Below are 25,039 nucleotides of genomic sequence, written 5' to 3' on the forward strand. Positions count from 1 at the left end.
TATTCTATTTCCTGTTCCTTAATTTTAATGCAAAACAACCAATAATGAAATATTTATTTACTTTACTGGCAGCGGGAATATTATTTACCGGATGCAAGAATGAAGGAAAAGATAGTAAAACCGAAGATGCGACCAATAAAAACCCCTATGGTGAGGCAAAAAACGTTCTGGAACCTGATTCAGCATCTATAGACATTCAGCCTATCTCCCATGCTACTGCAGTTGTAAACTGGAGCGATGCTACTTTCTATATAGATCCCGTAGGCGGGGCTGAAGCTTTTGAAGGCAAAGAAAAACCCGATTTTATCCTAATTACCCACACTCACGGGGATCATCTTAGTGTAGAGACCTTAGAAGCAATGGATCTTGATGGGGTTTATATTATCGTTCCACAATCTGTAAGAGATGAAATGCCGGATGAAATGAACGATATTATAAGAACCCTGGAAAATGGCGCCACAACGCGAGTACTAGATTTCTATATTGAAGCTGTCCCAATGTATAATTTACCTGATGATGCGGATTCCAGACATCCAAAAGGCTGGGGTAATGGCTATGTAGTTGAGAGAAACGGGCAACGACTTTATATTGCCGGTGATACAGAAAATATCCCTGAAATGAAGGAACTACAAAACATTGAGATCGCTTTAATTCCAATGAACCAGCCTTACACTATGACGGTAGAAGACGCTGTAAATGGAGTTTTGGCCTTTGCGCCGAAAAAAGTGATCCCATTTCATTTTAGAGGCCAGGACGGCTATGCCGATGTTGAAAAATTCAAAGAATTGGTAAACGAAGGCAATAAGGATATTGAAGTAGAACTCCTGGAATGGTATCCAGAAAGGGAAGAATAAAAATTCCATTTATAAAAAATGAAGAAGCTGTCTAAAAAGTTCTTGTTTACGTCAAGGAACTTGTTTCAGACTTTATCCCGAATTTCTTCGGGATTCTAACATGATTTCAATTCTCATTAGATTAGAGCCTGAAAATAAATTCAGGATGACGATGAAAAATTTTTAGACAGCCTCTTTTATTTTTTACATTTTTTGCTGAAGAAAAATTTAGGATTTCAATCTTATTGGGAGCTTATATTTCTCAATGGAAGGATCTAAAATCGTTTTGATCCTTTTGTGATTCAAATGTTTTTTAATCAGTTTACCGGCTTTGGCATTTACTGTCCCCACATAAAGCACCTGCATTTCGTTTTCCTCATTAAAGCGTATCAATATATTGGCAACTACATCCTCTTCGATTTCAATATCCATATTCTTTAATAATTGCTGAATTTCCTTATTAAAGGCATTGGTAGTTTCAGGGGAGTTTTCAGGAGCTGCGTGAAGTAAACTTCCGGCGCTAATTGCTAAGGCAAACAAAACTAATTTTAAAGTCTTCATAATAATAAAATTTAAAGGTTATACATTATAAAGACTCCGTTAAGTGACTAATTGTTACAGACTTAAAATATTTTAACCACTTTTACCTATTTTAAATTAGCGCATAAAAAAACTGTCTAAAACTTATCCTAATACGTCACCCTGAACTTGTTTCAGGGTCTAACAAGATAAACTTTAGACAGTCTTAATTCTACAGGAATAAATTCCTATAAAGATTTATTTTTTAAGTACTTCCTGTACTTTATCTGCTGCTTCCTGGAATTGTACTGCAGAGTGGATTTTAAATCCGCTATCATCAATTAATTTCTTTGCGATATCTGCATTGGTTCCCTGTAAACGCACAATAATTGGTACATCTATGGTATCTCCAAGGTTTTTGTAGGCATCTACAATTCCCTGCGCCACACGGTCACAACGAACAATTCCTCCAAAGATATTTACCAGGATGGCTTCAACTTTATCATCTTTTAAAATTAAACGGAAAGCTTCTTCAACTCGCTTCGCATCAGCCGTACCACCAACGTCAAGGAAGTTAGCCGGCTCACCACCTGCTTGTTTAATAAGGTCCATTGTTGCCATTGCAAGTCCGGCACCGTTAACCATACAACCAACGTTTCCGTCCAGGGCTACATAGTTAAGTCCAACTTCTTTAGCTTCAACTTCAGTTTGATTTTCTTCACGAATATCACGCATCTCAGCATAGTCTTTATGACGGAAAAGCGCATTATCATCAAGTGTTACTTTAGCATCTACTGCAAGAATTTTATCGTCACTGGTTTTTAAAACCGGGTTGATTTCAAAAAGTGAAGAATCAGATTTCTCGAAAGCAGTGTAAAGAGACATTACAAACTTGGTCATTTCTTTAAATGCAGTTCCGCTAAGTCCGAAATTAAAAGCGATTCTTCTTGCCTGGAAAGGCATTATTCCTGTAGAAGGATCTATTTCTTCGGTAAAGATTAAATGTGGAGTTTCTTCAGCCACGCTTTCAATATCCACACCACCTTCTGGAGAATACATAATCATATTACGACCGGTTGCACGGTTAAGCAATACAGACATATAATATTCTTCTGGCTCGTTGTCTCCTGGATAGTAAACATCCTCAGCAACTAACACCTGGTGGACTTTTTTACCTTCAGCAGAAGTTTGCGGAGTTACCAGGTTCATCCCAATAATGTTTCCAGCTACTTCCTCTACCTCTTTAAGGTTTTTTGCAAGTTTTACACCACCGCCTTTTCCACGGCCACCCGCGTGTACCTGGGCTTTTATAACGTGCCATCCGGTACCGGTTTGTTCGGTTAGTTCTTTGGCAGCATCTACGGCTTCTCTTGCATTATGGGCAACTAAACCACGTTGAATGCGTACGCCAAAACTGCTTAAAATCTCTTTTCCTTGATATTCGTGTATGTTCATAATCAGCTATTTCTTCAATATTTATTACGGTTAGCAAAAGTAGCAAATGTATAGCTATTGTACCAATCTTTTTTAAGATATCCCCAGCCCTGCCATAATCTAATCCCGCTTAAAAATTTAGCATTTCATTAAGGATTATAAATTTTTAAAATCCACGCTATTACTACGATTTTCAAAACTATAAGCTTATCGTAGGTTTTTGCTCATTTTCTATGTTATTAGAATTATCCATTTTAATTTTATCCCTTGCTTAAAATTTAACATGAAAATGAAGAAAGCGCTTATTGCCCTGGCTATTGGAGGCTTTGGAATTGGAATGACCGAATTTGTAATTATGGGAATTCTTCCAGATGTAGCTTCGGCTTTAGATATCAGTATTCCACAGGCCGGGCATTTTATCTCGGCTTACGCTTTAGGCGTGGTGGTAGGCGCTCCCCTGCTTACCGCTTTCGGCGGAAAATGGCCTGCGCATAAAACCCTGCTCCTACTTATGGTATGGTTTACGGTTTTTAATTCGCTTTCTGCTTTTGCCAATTCTTACGAGTTATTACTTGTTTCCCGTTTTCTTTCTGGTTTACCACACGGAGCTTTCTTCGGAATTGGCGCAGTAGTTGCCGGCCAGCTGGCACGGCCAGGGAAATCGGCACAGGCCATCGCTATGATGTTTACAGGGCTTACCCTGGCCAATGTGTTTGGAGTACCACTTGGCACTTACTTAGGCCATAATTATAGCTGGAATGTTTCTTTTATGCTGGTGGGAGTAATTGGCTTACTGGCGATAGCCAGCGTAAAATTCTGGATGCCGGAATTGCCTAAATCTTCTTCTGAAGGAATTAGAAAAGATCTCAACGTGCTAAAACGCGGCGAACTTTGGATGGTGGTTTTACTTACCACAATTGGTACCGGTGGTTTTTTTGCATGGTATAGTTATATCGCGCCGTTAATCACCAATGTAGCGGGCCATCCTGAAGGGATTGTAAGTTATGTAATGATTCTCGCCGGAGTTGGAATGGTAATCGGGAACCTGATTGGCGCTAAACTCGCCGAAAAATTTTCTCCTATATATGCAGTGATTATGAGTATGGTCCTTATGGTTTTTGCTCTAATTACCAATGCTTATATAGCCGACAGCAAAATTGCCATTCTGGTCATGACCTTTCTTATCGCTACCATTGCTTTTTGTCTTTCTACTCCTATTCAAATGGTGATGATCAACTCAGCAAAAGGCTCGGAAAGCCTGGGCTCCTCTATGAATCAGAGCGCCTTTAATATGGGAAATGCTTCCGGGGCTTATTTTGCAGGCTTACCCATCGCTTTTGGCTATAGTTTTACTTCGGCCTCATTAGTCGGTGCAGTTATGGCCGGATTGGGCGTTTTCATTGCTTTGGCAATCATTCTAATCAGGAAGCGGAAAGAAAATGCTATTGCTGCCACGACTTAAGCAAACTCCGGAGCATTAAAATCTCGATTATCGAGTAGAAAGATGTTTTCTTTAAATATTAACAATTTAAAGGAATTCGTTATTTTTGAGACTTGCACTTGCGGGAGTTGAAATTTCTCCTGTTTTTTGCCACTTAAATTTTTCACCTGTTATGACCAATCAAGATCTGCTTGCTGTTGCCAAAGAATTTGGAAGCCCCATATATGTTTATGATGCCGAAAAAATCGCTTTTCAGTATAACCGACTAAAAAATGCATTTTCTGAGATTAAAGACCTGCGTATTCATTATGCGGTAAAAGCGCTTTCCAATATTTCTATTCTAAAATATTTGAATTCCCTGGGAAGTGGGATGGACACAGTTTCGGTGCAGGAAGTAAAACTTGCCCTGGAAGCAGGAGTTGCTCCTAAAGATATTATTTATACACCCAACGGAGTTTCTTTAGAGGAAATTGAACAGGTGGTGCGATTAGGTGCTCAAATTAACATTGATAACCTTTCTATTCTGGAGCAATTTGGCGCCAAGCACCCAGATGTTCCGGTTTGTATTCGTATTAATCCCCATATTTTGGCCGGCGGAAATTCTAAAATTTCTGTAGGTCACGTAGATTCCAAATTTGGGATTTCTATTCACCAGATGCCGCTTTTACTGCGTATTGTTGAAAATACCGGGATGAACATTAACGGAATCCATATGCACACCGGAAGCGATATTCTAGATATTGAAGTTTTTCTGCGTGCTTCTGAAATTCTTTTTGATTCGGCTAAAAACTTTAAAAACCTTGAATTCCTGGATTTTGGCAGCGGATTCAAAGTGCCTTATCGCGAAAATGATATTGAAACCGATATTGAAGAACTCGGAGAAAAACTTACCGAACGTTTTAAAAATTTCTGCAAAGAGTACGGGCGTGAACTTACCCTTGTTTTTGAACCGGGGAAGTTTTTAGTAAGTGAAGCCGGTAAATTCCTCACTAAAGTGAATGTGATAAAACAAACGACTTCAACCGTTTTCGCCGGAGTTGACACCGGATTCAATCACTTAATTCGACCAATGTTTTACGGATCGCACCACGATATTAAAAATGTTTCCAATCCAGAGGGAAAATTCAGGTTTTACTCTGTGGTAGGTTATATTTGCGAAACCGATACTTTTGCCAATAACCGCAGAATTGCCGAAATTACCGAAGGCGACATCCTCGCATTCAGCAACGCCGGTGCCTATTCTTTTTCGATGGCCAGCAATTTTAATTCGCGCTACCGCCCTGCTGAAATTTTATGGTACAATGGCAATGCCCATTTAATTAGGGAACGCGAAACCTTCGAGGATTTGTTGAGGCATCAAAAAGTAATTGAATTCAGTGCTGAAACCATAGATTAGTTTTGTAGGATTCCGCATATATCAAATTGAAAAAATAATTTTTATGGAAACGGTTTTTGAAAACAAGTGGTTTTATAAGCTGCTCATCACTTATATTTTCCTTCTGCTTATCTGGAATACCTATATGGTTATTACCGGCAATTTTCTGGGCTTAATAGCAGTGGTTATAGAAATCGCCTTGTTATATCTCCTATTTAATAAACATAGGCTGACAAAAATCGTTATACATTTTTGGGCTATTTTACTAATGATAGGCCCGGGATTATCAATTATTGGACTAGTTATAAAATTGACTTCAGGAGATAATTTAAATAGGATGGCAGATGACCTGGTACAATACTTACTGTTATTTACATTTGGAGTATTGATTTATTATTTCAACAAAAAAACGGTTTTTGTAAGGGAAAAACAGTCAAATTAAACCAGGGGCAAGTTTATTTATCATTAGGTTTTCCCAATCCACTTCGCAATTTAAGCTCAAGACATTAAGGTATATTAGAATCCAGACAGCTTGCGGAAAGCCCTGCCTAAACAAGATTTTCAGACAAACTTTTTTATTTTTATCCTACTTTACTTCGCCTGAAACTTTCTCTTAAATTTTCGTAATTTTGCACACCCTTTTCCGACTTTATGCGGGAAGGATTTCAATTTTAGTTTTATGAAGAAAGTGGTTGTAGGTTTATCGGGTGGAGTAGATTCCAGCGTTTCAGCTTATCTTTTGCAGCAGCAGGGCTACGAAGTGATCGGCCTTTTTATGAAGAACTGGCACGACGACTCGGTGACTATTTCTGACGAATGCCCCTGGCTGGACGATAGCAACGATGCGATGATGGTAGCCGATAAACTCGGGATTCCTTTTCAAACCGTAGATCTTAGCGAGCAATATAAAGAGCGTATTGTAGATTATATGTTCAACGAATATGAGCGTGGCCGCACCCCAAATCCCGATGTACTTTGCAACCGTGAGATCAAGTTCGATGTTTTTATGAAAATCGCCCTTTCCCTGGGCGCAGATTATGTGGCTACCGGGCATTATTGCCGCAAAGGGGAAATTCAGCAAAATGGCGAAACCATCTATCAATTACTGGCCGGGAAAGACAATAATAAAGACCAGTCTTATTTTCTATGCCAGCTTACGCAAGAACAGCTTTCTAAAACCTTATTTCCCATTGGGGAATTACAGAAATCTGAAGTAAGAAAAATCGCTTCGGACCAAAAATTGGTGACCGCCGATAAAAAAGATTCTCAGGGTTTATGTTTCATCGGAAAAGTACGATTGCCGGATTTTCTTCAGCAGAAATTACAACCTAAAGAAGGAAAAATCATAGAAATTGAAGCCGAAAAAGATTTGTTTTCTACTGAAATTCCGGAATTCAGCAACAAAAAAGAAGAACTGGATTTTCTTGCCAAGAAATATGAATATTCTACTGAAGATGGAAAAGTAGTAGGGAAACATCAGGGCGCACATTACTTTACAAAAGGACAGCGAAAAGGTCTTGCGGTAGGTGGCACGCCGGAACCACTGTTTGTTATCGATACCGATGTTAATGAAAACGTCATTTATACCGGGCAGGGAAAAAATCACCCGGGAATTTATAGAAAAGCGCTTTTTATCAATCAAGATGAAGTGCACTGGGTAAGAAAAGACCTGGCGGTTAATGCTGATGAAACTTTAAAAGTAAAAGCAAGAATTCGTTACCGACAACCGCTTCAGGATGCAACTTTACATCAAACTGAAAACGGAATGTACGTGGTTTTTGAAGAACCTCAGGCCTCAATAACTGAAGGACAGTTTGTGGCCTGGTATGAAGGTGAAGAATTATTAGGTTCCGGGGTTATTTCTTAAATTCGGAGAAAATTTAAGCAAATGCCCAAAAATAAGATCACTCAGCTTTTTAATATTCAATATCCAATTATCCAGGCAGGAATGGTCTGGGCCAGCGGCTGGAGGCTTGCCAGCGCCGTCAGCAATGCCGGTGGACTCGGAATTATTGGCGCGGGATCTATGTATCCTGAAATTCTTAAAGAGCATATCGAAAAATGCAAAAAAGCAACCGATAAACCATTTGCGGTAAACGTACCTCTCCTCTATCCTGATATCGATAAAATTATGGAAATCATTATCCAGGAGAAAGTGGAGATCGTTTTTACATCTGCCGGAAATCCTAAAACCTGGACCAAACATTTACAGGAACACAGTATTAAAGTGGTGCACGTAGTAAGCGGAGTGAAATTTGCGCTAAAGTCTCAGGAAGCCGGTGTAGATGCCGTTGTTGCTGAAGGGTTTGAAGCAGGAGGGCATAACGGTCGTGATGAAACTACAACTTTCACTTTAATCCCTATGGTGAAAGAGAAGATCGATATTCCTTTAATAGCTGCAGGCGGAATCGCCACCGGCCGTGGAATGCTGGCAGCAATGGTTCTGGGCGCAAATGCCGTGCAGGTAGGTAGCCGCTTTGTGGCTACACCAGAAGCTTCTTCACATAAGAATTTTAAGGAAATGGTGGTAAAAGCCCAGGAAGGAGATACTAAACTTACTCTCAAGGAACTGGCTCCCGTTAGATTATTGAAAAATAAATTCTTTGAAGATATTCAGAAATTATATACCACAAATCCTTCAAAAGAACAGCTTATAGAACTGTTAGGTCGGGCCCGTGCTAAAAAAGGAATGTTTGAAGGCGATCTCGAAGAAGGAGAACTTGAAATTGGCCAGATTTCAGGTTTAATTCACGAAATAAAACCCGCTGCTGAAATTGTAAAAGAAATGATGGAAGAATTTGAAAGAGCCAAGAAGGAAGTTTCAGGTCTTTAACTGGAATACTTACTAAGTTTATCTAATTCCTGCTTTACAAACGCTCGCCATTTAAACTCGGCTTCTTTGTTAATACTGTGATTGGTTTCTCTATCAAACTGCGCTTGCATTTGTCTACGCTGTTTTTCTATTTCAGAATAAATAGCCTCCAATTCTTTTTTCATGTTGCCACCAGGTTCGTAGGCCTCCAGCGCTTTTCTAAGTTTACGGGCGTGTAATTCGGTGATATCAAAATGCAGTTGCTCGTGTGCAAGCAAATAGTCTACTTCCTCAATCTCCTTTACCCAGGATCTATTTGGATAAAAATTACTTCCAATTTCATAATTAAGTTCTATCCCGCTGTTGCTTTCCGTAGAATTCCATGAAAATGATAGTCCAGAATTTGTGTTGGCTCTATAGGGAAGATGTCTTTTAGGACTTGCCTTAAAATCGCTCCAGTTTAAAGGTTTTTCTGCGTTCCAGCTTACTTTTTCATTTTCCTGCGCCAAAACCGGCATAGCGAAAACAAAAATGAGTAAGAAGAGCCAGGGTTTCATAAATAATTAAAGCTAATAAGCTTCTCCATATCCGGGTGAAGACTTTCCAATACAGGACAGGTTTTAGCAGTGTGTTCAAGAATTTTGCGTGATTTTTCAGAATAAGATTCAGGGAAAGTAATCGCAATCTCCACCTTAGAAATTCGCCTGGGATTGGCAGCCATGGTTTTAGTCACCTCTGCAGTGGTACCGTTTAAATTCACTTTTAGATCTTCTGCCTTAATCCCCATCACGGTAATCATACAACTCGCCAGAGCTGTCGCTACTGTATCGGTAGGAGAAAATGCCTCGCCTTTACCGTGGTTATCGGTGGGAGCATCGGTAATGATTTTAGCACCGCTTTTAAGATGCTCGGCTTCGGTTCTTAGACTTCCGGTGTAGACAACTTTACTGGTCATTAGCCACGTTTAAATTAAGTTCCTCATCTATATTCATAATATAAACGGCGTCGTTGTAAAAACCACCATTGGGTTTCGAGGAATAATGAAATTTGTTCTCGTGATATTCAGTAAAACCTTTATACTTTTCAAACGATTCATAAAGATCTTTGGCTGAAGCAAGTCTCAGTAAAATATCTAAAGTAAGATCATAACCTCTAATCACATATTGATTAGGAATCATATCAAATTCTTCCTTGTAATTTTTAATGAATTCATCGGAAGAAGTTGTATCAAACTCCTTATCTACCGAAGGATAATGGAAATTAAGTCGGCCCAAATGCTGATTATCTACAATATCATCTTCAAAAGAGCTATTTCTGTTAGTAGTTAATAATTTAATTTTGTGACCTCTGGCCAAACGATTTAATGCTGAAGTGGCACTGCTTAACAAACCTATATTCGAGGATTCAAGGATCACCCAGTTTTCCTGGGTTTTAGAAAGCTGAGCCTGAATTTTTTCGGCGCTTAAATAAGCTTCAGCAGGAAGAATAACTCTTGAATTTGGTAAAATTTGGGTTAGTTCATTTTTTACCTGGTTTTTAGCCCCATCAGCAATAATTATCACATTTTTCCCGATCGAATTTTTTTCCAGATAATCGAACATCGCATTCTTTAAGATTTCATCGGTAGGACGCGACTGAAAAAGATTTTGATAAGATCGCATTTCACGATCAGACAAAGGACTTATCACGGGAACATTGTATTGGGTTAATTTAGAAGCCGCTGCTTCAATGGTATTCTGCAATAAAGGTCCAATAACTGCGTCTACATTCCTAAAATCGTTGGAGTTGATAATATTGGTAACTTCCTGAACACTTCTGCGGGTATCATAAGTTTTTAGTTGGGTAGAAATTCCGAGGCTTTTAGCTTTTTCTACAGCCATACGCACTCCGCTGTAAAAATCTAAAGAAATACGCAGCACGCGGTCATCTAAAATCGCGTCTTTATAATTTGAAGTAGAATCACTTTCTATTTGATGCAGGCTATAGGGCAATAGTACCACGAGCTCTTTCGTATCAAAATTGCTCAAATTATCAGAAAGCTCTAATCTTGCATTGGCATCTGCAGCTTCAGAATCATATGCTAATTCTTCCGTTTCACCTTCCTTACCCTCTCCTAAACCGGTGTTAGGAACCTTTAAAACCATTCCTATTTTTAGGCCATCTTCCAATGCAGGGTTTAAAGAAATAAGTGAATCCTGGGGAACATCAAACTTTCGGGAAAGTCCGAATAAGGTTTCCTTAGGTTTTACCTGATAAAATTCAAAAACCTCATCGGTTAAAATTACCGGTTCATCTAAAACATCGGTGCCCACACGTATCATTACGCCGGGGTGCAGTACATCTACCTTTGGGTTCAATTCTTCCAATTCCTTTACAGTAAGGCCATATTTACGGGCAATCCCGTATTTGGTTTCCTTCGGTAAAACAACGTGCTCACGAGTTTCTGAAGTTTGTGGCTTATTGGTAACCGGAATATTCAGAGTTTCAGAAGAAGCTATTTCTGTATTTGTTGCGCCCTGCTTTGGCTGCGGAATTAAAATTTCCTCTCCGCGCCGTAATTCTTCAGAATATAAATGCTTATTAAACCTTTTAATCTCATCAATTTCAACATTATAATCCTTAGAAAGTCGGTATAAAGTTTCTTTTCGCTTTACCGTGTGGGTGATAAACTGAATATCTTCGTTTTCCGCGGAAAGCTCTTCCTTTTTACTTAATGGAATTACCAGTTTTGAAGACACCTCTAAATTGCCTTTTGCATCCGGATTATATTTATAGATCGCTTCTTCTGAAATATTGTAGGATTTAGCGATGCTGTAAACAGTTTCCCCGGCTTCTACCGTATGGTATTTAAATTCCTGGGCTGAAGCAGAAAGACTGGACAGCTGAAATAAAAAACAAACAATTAAAAGGTATTTCATATTCATTGGTTTAATCCCTCTATGAGGGTTTAACCCGCCTGATTGAAATTTATTTCGGACAGGTTTCCCGAGGCCTGTCCGAATCATTCAGGCGGGCTTGCCTCGAAATTAAAAAATAGTTTCCCAATTTGTACCTCGTGGCCTGCCTCGAGGTTCTTTATTTTGACTCAAAATTTATTCCCATTCTATAGTAGCCGGTGGTTTTGAGCTTATATCATACACTACTCTATTAACGCCTTTAACTCGATTTATTATAGTATTCGAGGTTTTTTGCAGAAATTCGTAAGGTAAATTCACCCAGTCTGCGGTCATTCCATCGGTAGATTCTACCGCTCTTAGCGCCACTACTTTTTCGTAGGTACGCTCATCTCCCATAACTCCTACAGAACTTACCGGAAGCAAGATAGCACCGGCCTGCCAAACTTTATCATATAACATCCAGTCCCTAAGCCCCTGAATAAAGATATGATCTACTTCCTGTAAAATACGCACTTTTTCAGCGGTAATATCTCCAAGAATCCTAATTGCAAGTCCCGGACCCGGAAATGGGTGTCTACCTAACAATTCTTTATCAATTCCCATTTCTGCACCTACTCGTCGCACTTCATCTTTAAAAAGCATTTTTAAAGGCTCTACGATCTTTAGCTTCATAAAATCTGGCAATCCTCCAACATTATGGTGAGATTTTATAGTTGCTGAGGGTCCTCCATTTACCGAAACCGATTCAATTACATCAGGATAAATAGTTCCCTGCGCCAAATAAGTAACATCTTTTATTTGATGCGCTTCATCATCAAAAACCTCAATAAAGGCATTTCCAATTGCCTTTCGCTTTTCTTCTGGATCGCTTATCCCTGCAAGGGCATCCAGAAATCGTGCCGAAGCATCAACCCCCTTCACATTTAAGCCCATATCTTTATACTGGTGCAAAACGCTATCAAATTCGCCCTTACGCAGCAAACCATTATTTACAAAAATGCAGTAAAGATTTTTCCCGATGGCTTTATGAAGTAAAACCGCGGCTACACTGGAGTCTACGCCTCCGCTTAAACCTAGAACTACTTTATCGTCGCCTATTTTTTCTTTTAATTCTGAAACCGTAAGATCAACAAACTTACCCGGTGTCCAGGTTTGCGCTACCCCGGCAATTTTCACCAAAAAGTTTTCTAACAACTGCTTTCCATCGGTAGAATGGTAAACTTCCGGATGGAATTGGATAGCGAAAGTTTGCTCGCCTTCAATTCTATAAGCCGCATTCAAAACATCGGTGGTACTTGCAATCCTTACGCTGTTGGTAGGCAATTCTTTAATAGTGTCGCTATGGCTCATCCAAACCTGGGAATTTTCCATAATTCCCTCAAAAAGTGGTTCGGCATCTTTAATTACCGAAAGATTTGCCCTTCCATACTCACGGGTTTCAGAAGCTTCTACTTTTCCGCCATGGAAATGGGCAAAATATTGCGCTCCATAACAAACGGCCAAAATTGGCAGTTTTCCGCGAATTTTAGATAGATCGGGATGCGGGGCATCTTCTCCCCGAACAGAAAACGGGCTCCCCGAAAGGATCACCGCTTTAAAACTTGAAATATCGTCTGGAATCTTGTTAAAAGGATAAATTTCGCAGTAAATATTGAGTTCCCTCACACGCCTTGCAATCAGTTGCGTGTACTGCGAGCCGAAGTCTAAAATGAGTACGTTTTTTTGCATAGGCAAAAGTAATAATTTGAAGCAAAAATAAAATAACCAACCGATTTATTTTCAATCTTATTCTGAACAATCTATTCACAAAATAAAATATCAAAGTACTATAATTTTTGACTTAAATTTTCACCTAAATCTTTTCGATACAAGAAAAAACCGCATCAATTACAATGCGGTTAGATTATGAGATTGATTAATTGGTCTATTTTCCGGAGCTACTTATTACATCGCGATAAATCTGCCAGTTGCCATCGATATTTTTCCACAGGGTCATAAAGTCCCCGTAATCTACTTGCTCACCATCTGCAGTAAAGATTTTATAACTACCTGTTTCAGTGACAAAGTCTTCATTATAGAAAATTTCATCGCTCTCAATTTCTATCTGCATACCGTTTTCTGTCATTGGCCTGTGCGCTTCTGCAATTGCCTCCCTTCCTGTGAATGCTTCAGTACCGGTTAGTTTCATCGTAGCATCTTCAGCAAAAAAAGAAGCAAAACTTTTGTGATCTCCATCATTTATTTTCTGAACCATCATTTGGGTTCTCTCGTGAATCACATCTTCTACGTTAGCAGAATTTGCTGGAGCCGTTTGTGAATGGACACTGAGACTTATCAGCAGGATAAACATCAATAAACTAATTGAATTTTTCATATTGGTTGGTTTTAAAATTTCCTGTTTACACCATAGAATCTACTTTAAAAGCAGGCAGGTTGGGAAAATGCAGGTAGGGAGATATTAAATATACAAAAAAACGATTAAACAACTGGATTATAGATGTTTAACCGTTTTATACATTATTCTTTATTTCTTCTGTTTAACCCAAAGTATCTAAAATCATATCAATATCCTCTTCTGTTGTATCCGGATTTATAAAACAGAAACGAATCACGGTTTCTTTTTTCCAGGAGGTTGGTGTTACCAGGGCCAGGCCTTCTCTATGGTTTTTATAAGTCCAGTCTTTATATTGCTCAGGAGTCCAATCTTTTCTTCGGAATAAAACCACCGATAAACTGGCGGGTCTTATCAATTCCAGGTTCTCGCGTTCTTCAATCTTTTTAGCTGCCTTTTTCGCCAGTGAAATTCCGGTTTCAATGGCCTGCCGGTATTTGTTTGTACCGTGCATCGCCAGTGAAAACCATAGTGGCATTCCCCGAATTCTCCGGGTTAACTGAATTTGATAATCGGCCGGGTTAAAACCATCGGCACCTGCATCTTTAAAAATTTCCAGGTAAGCCCCTTTTTGAGAGTGTGCGTTTTTAGCTAGTTCCAGGTCTTTATAAATTACCGCTCCACAATCGTATGGAGAAAACAACCACTTATGCGGATCTATCGTTATACTATCGGCTCGCTCAATCCCGTTAAACAAATGTCTAACCGAGGGTGCGGCCAAAGCCCCGCCACCATAAGCACAGTCTACGTGAAACCAAACCTGCTCTTTTTCACAAACATCGGCAATGGTATCTAACTGGTCTATAATTCCAGCATTTGTGGTTCCACCTGTGGCTACCACAGCAAAAAGCCGATTTCTATCTTTTTCTTCCAGTTCGTTTATCCCATTTTGCAATTCACGCCCGGTAAGGTTTTCTTCTTCACAATCTATCATCACTACATCGGCATCAATCACTTTCGCCATTGCCTGTATAGAACTATGCGCCCCGTGAGAAGTAAGCAGCAAGGCTTTTTTTCCTACATTCCGGCTATCGCGGGTACGCCATTCTTCCCGTGCCGCAACCATAGCCGAAAGATTTGCCGCAGTACCGCCACTGGTAAAAACACCAAAAGCGCCTTCGGGCAGCCCGGTAAGTGAAACCAGCCATTTCATTGCCTGGTTTTCACAAAAAATTCCGCCGGCACCTTCCATCCAGTAAGCGCCGTGAATACTGGATGCCGAAGTCACCAAATCGAACATAATTGCAGCCCGGGTTGGCGCTGCAGGGACAAAAGCCAAATGCCTTGGATGATCTATTGGCACTGTGGCTTTTACCAAAACATCTCGAAAAAGTTGGAAAGCGTTTTCACCACCAATGCCTTCCGGGGTAACGGTTTCGCCAACAATTCTAAATAATTCTTCTTCTTTTTTTGGGGCTCCCATTTCGGGAGTAATATTAGAGATACGGTCTATGGTATATTTCATAACGTCCAGCGTCATTTCTACCAGGTCCATATCTATGGTATGCATTTTATTCTTTTCCAAATGTCAAAACTTTAAATTCCGCCTGCAGCGGGTCTAATTCTTTTAATAATACTGAAATTAATTCCTCACCGTATTCGGCATAAATTTCTGAAAAATTGGTTTGCCTTTCCTGCAAGCCTTTATTCGGAAAAAGCTCATTTTGAAGCTCGGCAATTCTACTTACCTCATCTTCCAGTTTGCGTTTTTGGGCTTTCAAAAGACGTTTTTCTAAATTCTCAAGGCCTTTTAATTGTTTTACTTCCTGTGCTTTTACCGCACCGATGAAAGATTTATCGGTTTGCTCTGCCAGGTTATACATTTGCTGAAATTGCTCCAGCAAATGCTCTTTTTGTTGAGAAAAATCGATATCTATATTCGATATTTGACGAACTTTCCTGTTGATGAGTTCATGCTGCTTAAGAAATAATTCTTTATTTGAAATATTTAATTTTGCACGCTTTTTATCCAGCTTTTCCGATTGAATTAAAGCCGAATTCCGAAGCAACAAAACCGGAAAAACCACATTTTCAGCTTCAAAATAATCTTTTAGCTCCAGCCAGTATGCAATTTCACCACCACCACCTATATAACAAAGATTGGGTAAAATCACTTCCTGATAAAGGGGCCGAAGCATCACGTTAGGACTGAAACGTTCAGGAAAATCCTTTAATTCTTTTAGGACTTCTTCTTTGCTCCATTTTATTTCGGTTTCGTGTACAAAATACTCGCCCTCCCGTTCTATAATGCGCTCGCGTAAACCATTGTTCAAATAAAACAAATTGATCTCCCGCGGATTTACCTGTACGTTATAGCCGAGCTTATTAAACCTTTCTGCAGTTGCTGTAGTGGTTTTATGAGAAACTTGTTCAAAAAGTTCATTTTCGGCATAAGGAATAAAAAGTTCTTTCAGGGGTTTTTGCTGCGCATCCAGGATCACCAAACCTTCTTCCTTAAAAAGTTCGTTTGCCAGATAAAGTGTCGCTTCAGCAAGATTATCGTGTTCGAGGTAAGATTTTTTAAATAATTCCTTTAAAAAATCAGCATCTTTTCCGCCGCCAATTTCCGCTGAAAAAAGCTTAAAAACATCTTCCAGGCCTTCCGTAGATAAATTTCCTACCGCATCATTTTCAGCACCCTTAGGCGCATTAGCCCATTGAAACTTTTTCCCGTTTAAATTAAAGAAATTGATCTCCTCAAAATCGTGGTCTTCCGTTGCCATCCAGTACACCGGCACAAAATTATTTTCGGGATATTTTTCCTTTAATTTTCGGGTAAGATTAATGGTGGAAACAATCTTATATAAAAAGTAAAGTGGCCCTGTGAACAAATTAAGCTGATGCCCGGTCACCACAGTAAAGGTTTTTTCGTCTTCCAGGGATTCAATATTCCTTTGTGTAACTTCTGAAATTTCTATTTTGGAATATTGCTCTTTTAAAGCTTTTACCAGAATCTTCCTGTTTTTCTGTGAAAAAGAAGATTTCTCTTCTATCTGTGCATTGAAATTTTCCAGATTTGGAAAACGATTATAGAAAGATTTAAGATCCTCTTTTTCAGCTAAATAATCTAAAATAAGATCGGTAAAATAATTGGTTTCTTTGTACGGAATACAATCGGTTGGCATTAGCAATTTTTTGGATGGTAAAGATACCGAAGTTAAGGATTTTATTCGCAAATTTTTAGTTAATTTGGCGCTGGATACTATTTTTACTCGTAAAGTAGGATTTTACATTTCTGCTTTTACAATTTATTTTATAGACTTATATGTTCCAAGACACGTCATCCTGAACTTGTTTCAGGATCTAAGATGTTATTAATTTGAAACATGTTAGAAGCTGAAACAAGTTCAGCTTGACGAAAACAAGCTTTAAGGTATTTAAATCAAATCATATTTAAAATCAATTAATGAAATCAACTTTACTTTCTGTCGCATTTCTATTCTTAGGTTTACAAATCAACGCGCAATTACAAAGTCCGGAAGAATTTCTGGGATATGAAATTGGCGAACAATTCTCCCGCCACGCCGATGTGGTGAATTATTTTAAACACGTAGCTCAAAACTCCCCGCTGGTAAATTACCATACCTATGGAAAAACCAACGAACGCCGCCCGCTTACCTATGCGGTGATTTCTTCGAAAGAAAACCTGCAAAACCTTGATGAAATAAGAAATAATCATCTTGGCAATGCCGGAATTTCAGAAATTGAAGCCGAAGCTGATAAAGCCATCGTTTGGCTAAGCTACAATGTGCACGGGAATGAAGCTTCCAGCACCGAAGCTTCCATGAAAACCTTATATGAATTGATTACCGAAAAAAAGGATTGGCTGGAGAATACCGTGGTAATTATAGACCCAAGTGTAAATCCCGATGGCCGCGATCGTTATGCGAACTGGTATAACCAGGTAAAAGCAGAACCTTACAGCCCTTTGCAAGCTGCAGCCGAACACCATGAACCCTGGCCGGGCGGTAGACCAAACCATTATCTTTTTGATCTTAACCGCGATTGGGCCTGGGCCACGCAAGTTGAAACCCAGCAACGCCTTAAAATTTACAATCAGTGGATGCCGCATATTCACGTCGATTTTCACGAACAGGGCATTAATGAGCCTTATTATTTTGCACCTGCGGCAGAACCTTATCACGAAATTATTACACCCTTCCAAAAAGAATTTCAAACACAAATCGGAAAAAACCACGCTGAATATTTTGATGAAGAAGGCTGGCTGTTTTTTACCAAAGAACGCTTTGATTTGTTATACCCAAGCTACGGTGACACCTACCCCACTTATATGGGCGCGATTGGTATGACCTACGAACAGGCCGGTCACGGTCGTGCGGGATTAGGAATAAATACCGACGAAGGTTATGAACTCACATTAAAAGACCGGGTAGCACATCATCATACCACCGGAATATCAACCGTGGAAGTCGCAACGAAAAATGTAAAGGCTTTAAATAATGAATTCGAGAAATACTTCGATAATTCAGATTTGGAATATAAATCTTACGCGGTAAAAGGAAATCCCGATAAGATAGTATCGCTAAAAGACTTGCTGGATAAACACGAAATCCAATATAATAACGCCGCTTCGGGAAGAGTAAACGGATTTAATTATACCGAAGGCAAAAAAGGCAGATTTAATGCCGATGAAAATACGGTGGTGATCAATACAAACCAGCCAAAGGGTAAGATGGTTAATGTGCTTTTTGAGCCTTCTACCTACCTAAGTGATTCTTTAACTTATGATATCACCGCCTGGAGCTTACCTTATGCATATGGTTTGGAAGCGGTAGCCAGTACGCGACAAGTATCAACTGAAGCAAAATCACAAACTTCAGAAATCAAGAATACGGCAAATCCTTCCGGTGCAGGTTATATAAGCAAGTGGAATGCGATGCAGGATGCTCAATTTTTAGCTGAATTGCTAAAAGAAGATATCAAAGTGCGTTTTACCGAAATTCCTTTTAAAAGTGAAGGAAAAGATTTTGATCGCGGAAGTTTGATTATCACAAAAAGTGACAATAGAAAGAATGATGATTTTGATCAAACAGTAGTCAATATCGCCAATAAACACCAACGCGAATTGGTTGCAGCAACTACAAGTTTTGCCGGGAGCGGACCCGATTTTGGTTCTCCTGAGGTGAAAATTATCAATCCGCCAAAAGTCGCTGTTTTAAAGGGCGAAGGAATTTCTTCCTTGAATTATGGTGAAATCTGGTACTTTTTTGAGCAGGATCTCAATTATCCGCTGACTTCCATAAACACCAATTATTTTAAGAATGTAGATTTGTCGCAATTCGATGTCTTAATAATGCCGGAAGGTTCTTATTCCGATATTCTGGATGAGGATACTTTGAAAAACATAAAAGATTGGGTTCGCGATGGAGGAAAACTTATCGCTATCGGCCGGGCCGTGGGAACTTTTGCCGGAAAAGACGATTTTAATATTAAAGAAAACAAGTCAGAAACCAAAGACACAACGGCTGTGGCGAATTTAATTCCTTACGCACAAAGGGAGCGTGAAAGCGCTAAAGATATGATTACGGGAAGTATTGTGAAAACGAGGCTGGACAAGACCCACCCTATGGCATTTGGTTATGACGACACTTATTTTAGTCTGAAATTGAGTAATAGCAGTTATAAGCTTTTAGAAGACGGTTACAATGTATCCTACATTCACGAACCGGAAATCGTCTCTGGTTTTGCCGGAAGTTCAGCCATCAAAAACCTTGAAAACTCACTGGTTTTCGGGGAAGAAAGAATGGGAAGCGGGAGCATTATTTATATGGTAGATAATCCATTATTCCGTGCATTCTGGGAAAATGGGAAACTGTTTTTCGCCAACTCTGTTTTCTTTGTGAATAATAATAAATACAGATTATAAGTATTTAAAATTTCTTTTGCAAAGAATGCACTAATCTATTTTATTGGTGTATTCTTGGCTTTTTTATTCCTGAAAATTAAAAAAGAGAAAGCAGGAGTCAAGAGTCAAGAGTCAAGAAAATAGACGAATGAAAATAAGTAATAGTATTCGTGAATTCGTGTCTTTTCAATAACTTTCAATATATTCTTATTTTCTCCTCTGACCTTCAAAGAAGGTTTTATTCTGAAATAAACGAAATAAACACTAATTTTGGGTAGCTAAAACTTCATCTTAATGAAATTCAGAATACTACTTTTCCTGCTTTGCAGCTTTACAATTTCTCAAAATATTCAATCTCAGGAATCATCCGATTTCAATGTAGATTTTGAAACTTTTACTTTAGAAAATGGCTTAAATGTTATTTTTCATATTGATAAATCAGATCCTGTAGTTGCAGTGGCTTTAACCGCACACGTGGGTTCAGCACGAGAAAAAGAAGGGCGTACCGGTTTTGCCCACCTTTTCGAACACTTATTATTCCTGGAATCGGAAAATCTTGGAAAAGGCGGACTCGATAAATTAAGTGCCAGAATTGGCGGTTCCGGAGCTAACGGTTCTACCAGCCGAGATCGCACCAACTATTTCCAGACCGTACCAAAAGACGCTTTGGAAAAAATGATTTGGGCCGAAGCCGATAAACTCGGTTATTTTATCAATACCGTTACCGAACCGGTACTTGCCAAAGAAAAGCAAGTGGTAAAAAACGAAAAAAGACAGGGAGTGGATAACCGCCCGTATGGCCATACCAATTATGTAATCGATAAAAATCTTTACCCTGAGGATCACCCTTACAACTGGCAGGTGATTGGATCTCTGGAAGATCTGCAAAACGCAACCCTGGAAGATGTCAAGGAATTTTACAATAACTGGTACGTTCCTAACAATGTTACGCTCACTATTGCCGGTGATTTTGATAAAGAACAGGCTAAAGAATGGATTCATAAATATTTTGATGAAATCCCGCGTGGCCCGGAAATTCAAAGGGAAGAAAAACAATTAGTGAATCTTTCTGAAACCAAAAAACTGTATTACGAAGATAACTTTGCCCGGCTTCCGGAATTGACTATTGCCTGGCCGGCCGTATATTCTTACCACGAAGACACCTATGCTTTAGAAGTCCTGGCTAAATATTTAAGTGAAGGAAAAAACGCGCCGCTTTACCAAAATCTTGTTGCTAAAAAAGAGCTGACCGATCGTGTGCAGATGTATAACTACACTTCAGAACTAGCCGGGCAGTTGATGCTTCAGGTTACTGCTTATAATGAAGTTGACCTGGATTCAGTGGAAACCGCGATTTTTAAAACATTTAAAGAATTTGAAGCTGAAGGTATTCCGCAGCGTGATCTAAAGCGAATTAAAGCACAACAGGAAACCAATTTTTATAACAGCCTCGCCAGTGTTTTAGGAAAAGGCTTTCAACTGGCACAATACCAGATTTTTGCCAACGACCCGAATTATATCAATAAAGACGTAGAAAAAATACTTGCGGTCACTGCAGAGGACGTTAGCCGGGTTTATGAAAAATACATTAAAAGAAAACATTTCGTCGCGACCAGTTTTGTTCCAAAAGGTCAAACCAAACTCGCTTTAGAGAATTCTGAAGAAGCTGAAGTTGTAGAAGAAAAGATCGTGGAAAATGCCGAAGAAGAAGTCAATACTTCTACCGATGTTTCTTACGAAAAAACCCCTTCCAGTTTTGACCGAAGCGTAGAGCCTTCTTATAGCAGCGCACCCGAATTAAATGTACCGGAGATTTGGGAAAACATTCTTCCTTCCGGACTTAAAGTATACGGGATAACTAATAACGAAGTTCCGTTGGTAAAATTTAGCCTGGAAATGCAAGGTGGATTATTGCTGGAAAATCCTGACAAAGTTGGAGTTTCCAATCTTTTGGCCAACCTAATGACCAAAGGCACTAAAAACAAAACTCCTGAAGAACTGGAAGAAGCAATTCAATTACTGGGTGCTGACATTCGGGTGAATGCAGGAGAAGAAAAAATAGTTTTAAGCGGAAGTACGCTGGCGAAAAATTATGCGGAAACAATAGACTTGGTTCAGGAAATATTACTGGAACCGCGTTGGGATTCTACCGAATTTAAACTGGTAAAACAGCAGGCACTTAGCAGAATTCAACAACAGGAAGCCGATCCTAATAGTATCGCCAATAATGAATTTAGAAAACTTATTTATGGTGAGGATCATATTCTAGGTCAGAATAATTTAGGTACGGAATCTTCGGTAAATAGCATCACTTTAAAAGATCTTCAGAATTATTATTCAGAAAATCTTAGTCCGAAGCGAAGTGTTTTCCATGTGGTGGGTGCAATTGACAAAGCGGAAGCTGTAAAAGGAATTCGGGGTCTCTCGGTGGCCTGGCCACCCAAATCGGTTGATATGCCCGAAATCGCTCAACCTCAACTTCCGGAGAAATCACAAATTTATTTTTACGATGTTCCGGGTGCCAAGCAATCGGTTTTAAGATTTGGAGCTCCAGCCCTAGCCGCTACCGATGATGATTTTTATTCAGCTGAAGTTATGAATTACCGCTTAGGCGGAGGCGGATTTGCCTCACAACTCACCCAGGAAGTACGCGAAGGAAAAGGTTATACTTATGGAATTCGTTCCAGATTTAATGCCGGGCTAAATAAAGGCCCTTTCTTAATTTCCAGCGGTGTTCGCAGTAATATTACCTATGATGCTGTTAAATTAATCAAAGAAATTGTAGAAAATTATCCGCAAAATTTCGATGGGGAAGATATGGAAGTTACCCGCGGATTTATGATTAAAAGCAACGCCAGGAAGTTTGAAACCCTGAATTCAAAACTGGATATGCTAAGCGAAATAAGCTCCTTTGGCCGGGAATATGATTATATAAAACAACGCGAAAAAACGGTAAACCAACTTACCGTTTTAGACATAAGGGAGCTGGCTGAGGAGTACATCAATCCTGAAAAAATGTACTTTTTAATCGTGGGAGATGCTGAAACACAAATGGAAAAGCTGGAAGAACTTGGACTGGGAAAACCAGTTCTCTTAAACAAAACTGAAGAATAATGCTACTTCCTGTTTTTTTACTGATTCTGGGCCTGGTAGTCCTGATCTTTGGCGCCAATTATATGGTGGAAGGTGCTTCTGCCCTGGCCAAAAAATTCAATATTTCCAATTTGGCAATCGGGTTAACGATCGTGGCCTTTGGAACTTCGGCCCCGGAACTCGTGGTCAATACCTTTGCCGCTGCCGATGGTTATTCAGATATTGTTTTTGGAAATGTGATAGGCAGTAATAATTTCAACCTGTTTATTATCCTTGGAATCACCGGACTTATCACTCCGCTGGCTGTACAATCCAGCACTGCCTGGAAGGAAATCCCGATTTCGCTCATTGCCGTGGTTATCCTGTTTTTTATGGTCAACGATCAAATTATTTCATCTGATAAAATGGGTGTTTTAGGGACTCTGGATGGGTTTATTTTACTATTCTGCTTTTTGGCTTTCCTGTTTTATGTATACAAACAGCTTAAAAATGATGATGTAGTTGAAGAAGATAACATCAAGCTCCTTTCCCCTTTAAAAACCACGCTTTTTATTATTGGTGGTTTGGCCGGACTGGTTTTAGGTGGTCAATTGGTGGTGAACAACGCCATAGAAATTGCCGAAAGTATGGGAATTAGTCAGAAAATTATCGGACTTACAGTAGTAGCAGCCGGAACTTCCCTGCCGGAACTGGCTACTTCCATAGTTGCTGCTGCTAAAAAGAATGCTGATATCGCTGTAGGAAACATTATTGGTTCCAATATTTTTAATATTTTCCTTATTCTATCTGCCGCTTCGCTTATAAAACCTATTGATTTCAATCTGAATTTCAACCAGGATCTTTATATTCTGGCCGGCGGAACCTTGTTTCTTCTTTTAGCTATGATTACGGGTAAAAAGAGAAGCCTGGATCGCTGGGAAGCTTTAATTTTATTAGTGGCTTATCTTGGTTACACTACCTATTTGGTGATGCAGGAATTGTAGACTATTTACCGGATAAATTAGGTTAGTTCAATGTCTGATGGATGGCAGTCGAGATCTCTAAAAGATTTAGACTTGTTTTTTCAGGAATTTCTTCTCATTTTTTAAAAGCAAATTCTTCTAATTTCGTTAAATGAAAAAGATACTACTATTCCCTGTTCTTGCCTTATTGCTTAGCTGTACCAATGAAGCTGAAAAGGAAAAAACGAACTTACACATAAGCACGCTTGAAGCTGATCTAAACGAACTAAAGATTGAAAATGATTTGCTGGAAAAAGAATTGCGCTTGTTGAAAAGTCGAAATCCGGTAGCATTTAATGAAGCTTTAGATTCGCTTGAAAAGCCTGAAACATTTATTGTGGAATCTTTAGAACGAAACCAACAGCTTATCCCTAAAAAATCTGTTTTAGGAGGCACCATGCGTTTTGTGGATATTGAAATTTTAAACGAACGATTTATCTGGGCAGCCTACGAAGACGGCCACGTAGCCGGTGAAGCCATTTTTCAGTATAAATTAAATGAAGTCGATAGTATCGATTTTAATCTGGTTTCAGAAATAAAGGATTAGGCAACAGCCGGTTTAGCAAATTTAACTAAGAAAAACTTTAAAAAGTGTTTTATAAACTCTCTGTACCAGTTTATACCTACCTCGTCACTTCGATCTCGATGCTAATCGAGATTGTATCGAGAAGTGGCAGTGTCACAACCGAACCTGTTCTCGATACGATGTTTTTCGGCCACCGCCTTAAAAATCTACTCGAACTGACGGAATGAATAAATAAAAACTTAGTAACTTACTTTTCGCTTAAAAAATATCGGGATGAAACTTAGTTACGTTTATATTTTGGAATGCGCAGACGAGACTTATTATACTGGTGTTACCTCTAATCTTGAAAAAAGGATGATGGAACATCAGACGGGAGTCCATTCAGATAGTTATACTGCTAAACGGCAACCTTTGAAATTGGTGTTTTTTGCCGAATTCACAGATATTAATTTCGCTATTTTACGAGAAAAACAAATCAAGAATTAATCTCGAGCTAAAAAGAAAGCTTTGATCGATGGACGTTTTGAAGCGTTACCCAACTTGGCTAAGAAGCATTTTAAGAAAAAGTCCAATTCTTAGTTTCTATAAATCTTAAAATTCAATTTAGTCAGGACGCCACTTTGAGTGATCTCGGTGCTAATGGAGATTGTATCGAGAAGTGGCAGTGTTACTACCGAACCTGTTCTCGATACGGCTTTTTAAAGCTACCGCCTTAAATAACCTACTCCTTTAGACTTGCATTATTATATTTATTGTAAGTTTAATTAAGAAAAGAGAGCTGAACTTAGGTAAACTATTCCCGCTCAGAATTAAAAATTCATAGTGCGATTCAGACCTAAGTTCAGACTTT

The 25,039-nt window shown here is 39.1% G+C and carries 19 protein-coding genes and 1 pseudogene; 11 read left to right on the forward strand and 9 right to left on the reverse strand.

Annotation, left to right across the window (positions count from 1 at the left end):
• Window positions 1-44 precede the first annotated feature (44 nt).
• The gene (locus LB467_RS11545) at window positions 45-854 is read left to right on the forward strand and encodes an MBL fold metallo-hydrolase (protein ID WP_224474194.1); all 810 of its coding nucleotides are present in this window, start codon (window positions 45-47) and stop codon (window positions 852-854) included.
• Window positions 855-1,061: 207 nt separating this feature from the next.
• Here the strand turns inward: LB467_RS11545 and LB467_RS11550 are convergent, their stop codons facing one another.
• Both LB467_RS11550 and sucC read right to left on the reverse strand, forming a co-directional pair.
• Window positions 1,062-1,394, reverse strand: coding sequence for a hypothetical protein (locus LB467_RS11550; protein WP_224474195.1), 333 nt, complete (start codon window positions 1,392-1,394; stop codon window positions 1,062-1,064).
• 216 nt (window positions 1,395-1,610) lie between these two features.
• A complete protein-coding gene (gene sucC, locus LB467_RS11555) occupies window positions 1,611-2,807 on the reverse strand; it encodes an ADP-forming succinate--CoA ligase subunit beta (RefSeq protein ID WP_224474196.1) in 1,197 nt (398 codons plus the stop codon).
• 268 nt (window positions 2,808-3,075) lie between these two features.
• Between sucC and LB467_RS11560 the strand changes: the two genes are divergently transcribed.
• The 5 genes from LB467_RS11560 to LB467_RS11580 all read left to right on the forward strand — a co-directional run bounded on the left by LB467_RS11560 (window position 3,076) and on the right by LB467_RS11580 (window position 8,435).
• Window positions 3,076-4,248: an MFS transporter gene (locus tag LB467_RS11560; protein WP_224474197.1), complete on the forward strand. Its 1,173-nt coding sequence runs from the start codon at window positions 3,076-3,078 to the stop codon at window positions 4,246-4,248.
• A gap of 151 nt (window positions 4,249-4,399) precedes the next feature.
• The gene (gene lysA / locus LB467_RS11565; RefSeq protein ID WP_224474198.1) at window positions 4,400-5,623 is read left to right on the forward strand and encodes a diaminopimelate decarboxylase; all 1,224 of its coding nucleotides are present in this window, start codon (window positions 4,400-4,402) and stop codon (window positions 5,621-5,623) included.
• A 43-nt stretch (window positions 5,624-5,666) separates the two neighbouring features.
• Window positions 5,667-6,044, forward strand: a complete 378-nt coding sequence (locus LB467_RS11570; RefSeq protein ID WP_224474199.1) for a hypothetical protein — start codon at window positions 5,667-5,669, stop codon at window positions 6,042-6,044.
• Between the two features lie 237 nt (window positions 6,045-6,281).
• Window positions 6,282-7,469, forward strand: coding sequence for a tRNA 2-thiouridine(34) synthase MnmA (mnmA, locus tag LB467_RS11575; protein ID WP_224474200.1), 1,188 nt, complete (start codon window positions 6,282-6,284; stop codon window positions 7,467-7,469).
• Window positions 7,470-7,490: 21 nt separating this feature from the next.
• Entirely contained in the window at window positions 7,491-8,435 is a 945-nt protein-coding gene (locus tag LB467_RS11580) for an NAD(P)H-dependent flavin oxidoreductase (protein ID WP_224474201.1), read from the forward strand.
• Here LB467_RS11580 and LB467_RS11585 read toward each other — a convergent pair.
• From LB467_RS11585 to bshC, 7 genes are all read right to left on the reverse strand, one after another.
• Window positions 8,432-8,971 carry a DUF922 domain-containing protein gene (locus tag LB467_RS11585; RefSeq protein WP_224474202.1) on the reverse strand — a complete coding sequence of 180 codons (540 nt, stop codon included), beginning with the start codon at window positions 8,969-8,971 and terminating at the stop codon, window positions 8,432-8,434. The two genes, LB467_RS11580 and LB467_RS11585, sit on opposite strands and share 4 nt — an antisense overlap.
• Entirely contained in the window at window positions 8,968-9,369 is a 402-nt protein-coding gene (locus tag LB467_RS11590; RefSeq protein WP_224474203.1) for an OsmC family protein, read from the reverse strand. The genes LB467_RS11585 and LB467_RS11590 overlap by 4 nt, the downstream gene beginning before the upstream one ends.
• Window positions 9,359-11,332: an amino acid ABC transporter substrate-binding protein gene (locus tag LB467_RS11595; RefSeq protein ID WP_224474204.1), complete on the reverse strand. Its 1,974-nt coding sequence runs from the start codon at window positions 11,330-11,332 to the stop codon at window positions 9,359-9,361. The genes LB467_RS11590 and LB467_RS11595 overlap by 11 nt, the downstream gene beginning before the upstream one ends.
• A 174-nt stretch (window positions 11,333-11,506) precedes the next feature.
• Window positions 11,507-13,039, reverse strand: a complete 1,533-nt coding sequence (guaA, locus tag LB467_RS11600) for a glutamine-hydrolyzing GMP synthase (RefSeq protein ID WP_224474205.1) — start codon at window positions 13,037-13,039, stop codon at window positions 11,507-11,509.
• Between the two features lie 196 nt (window positions 13,040-13,235).
• Window positions 13,236-13,685, reverse strand: a complete 450-nt coding sequence (locus tag LB467_RS11605; protein ID WP_224474206.1) for a YybH family protein — start codon at window positions 13,683-13,685, stop codon at window positions 13,236-13,238.
• A gap of 163 nt (window positions 13,686-13,848) precedes the next feature.
• Window positions 13,849-15,213 carry a pyridoxal phosphate-dependent decarboxylase family protein gene (locus LB467_RS11610; protein ID WP_224474212.1) on the reverse strand — a complete coding sequence of 455 codons (1,365 nt, stop codon included), beginning with the start codon at window positions 15,211-15,213 and terminating at the stop codon, window positions 13,849-13,851.
• A gap of 1 nt (window position 15,214) precedes the next feature.
• Window positions 15,215-16,828: a bacillithiol biosynthesis cysteine-adding enzyme BshC gene (bshC, locus tag LB467_RS11615; RefSeq protein ID WP_224474207.1), complete on the reverse strand. Its 1,614-nt coding sequence runs from the start codon at window positions 16,826-16,828 to the stop codon at window positions 15,215-15,217.
• A gap of 281 nt (window positions 16,829-17,109) precedes the next feature.
• On the opposite strand from bshC, the gene LB467_RS11620 reads away from it, so the two are divergent.
• The 5 genes and pseudogenes from LB467_RS11620 (at window position 17,110) to LB467_RS11640 (ending at window position 24,768) form a co-directional block, all read left to right on the forward strand.
• Complete coding sequence (locus tag LB467_RS11620; protein WP_224474208.1) at window positions 17,110-19,590, forward strand: M14 family metallopeptidase; 2,481 nt, start codon at window positions 17,110-17,112, stop codon at window positions 19,588-19,590.
• A 273-nt stretch (window positions 19,591-19,863) separates the two neighbouring features.
• Window positions 19,864-22,683, forward strand: coding sequence for a M16 family metallopeptidase (locus tag LB467_RS11625; RefSeq protein ID WP_224474209.1), 2,820 nt, complete (start codon window positions 19,864-19,866; stop codon window positions 22,681-22,683).
• Entirely contained in the window at window positions 22,683-23,645 is a 963-nt protein-coding gene (locus LB467_RS11630; protein ID WP_224474210.1) for a calcium/sodium antiporter, read from the forward strand. The genes LB467_RS11625 and LB467_RS11630 overlap by 1 nt, the downstream gene beginning before the upstream one ends.
• A gap of 130 nt (window positions 23,646-23,775) precedes the next feature.
• Entirely contained in the window at window positions 23,776-24,210 is a 435-nt protein-coding gene (locus tag LB467_RS11635; protein WP_224474211.1) for a hypothetical protein, read from the forward strand.
• Between the two features lie 252 nt (window positions 24,211-24,462).
• Window positions 24,463-24,768, forward strand: a pseudogene (locus LB467_RS11640) (GIY-YIG nuclease family protein).
• Window positions 24,769-25,039: the final 271 nt, after the last annotated feature.

Source organism: Salegentibacter tibetensis, from assembly GCF_020164485.1.
GTDB classification, from domain to species: Bacteria; Bacteroidota; Bacteroidia; order Flavobacteriales; family Flavobacteriaceae; genus Salegentibacter; species Salegentibacter tibetensis.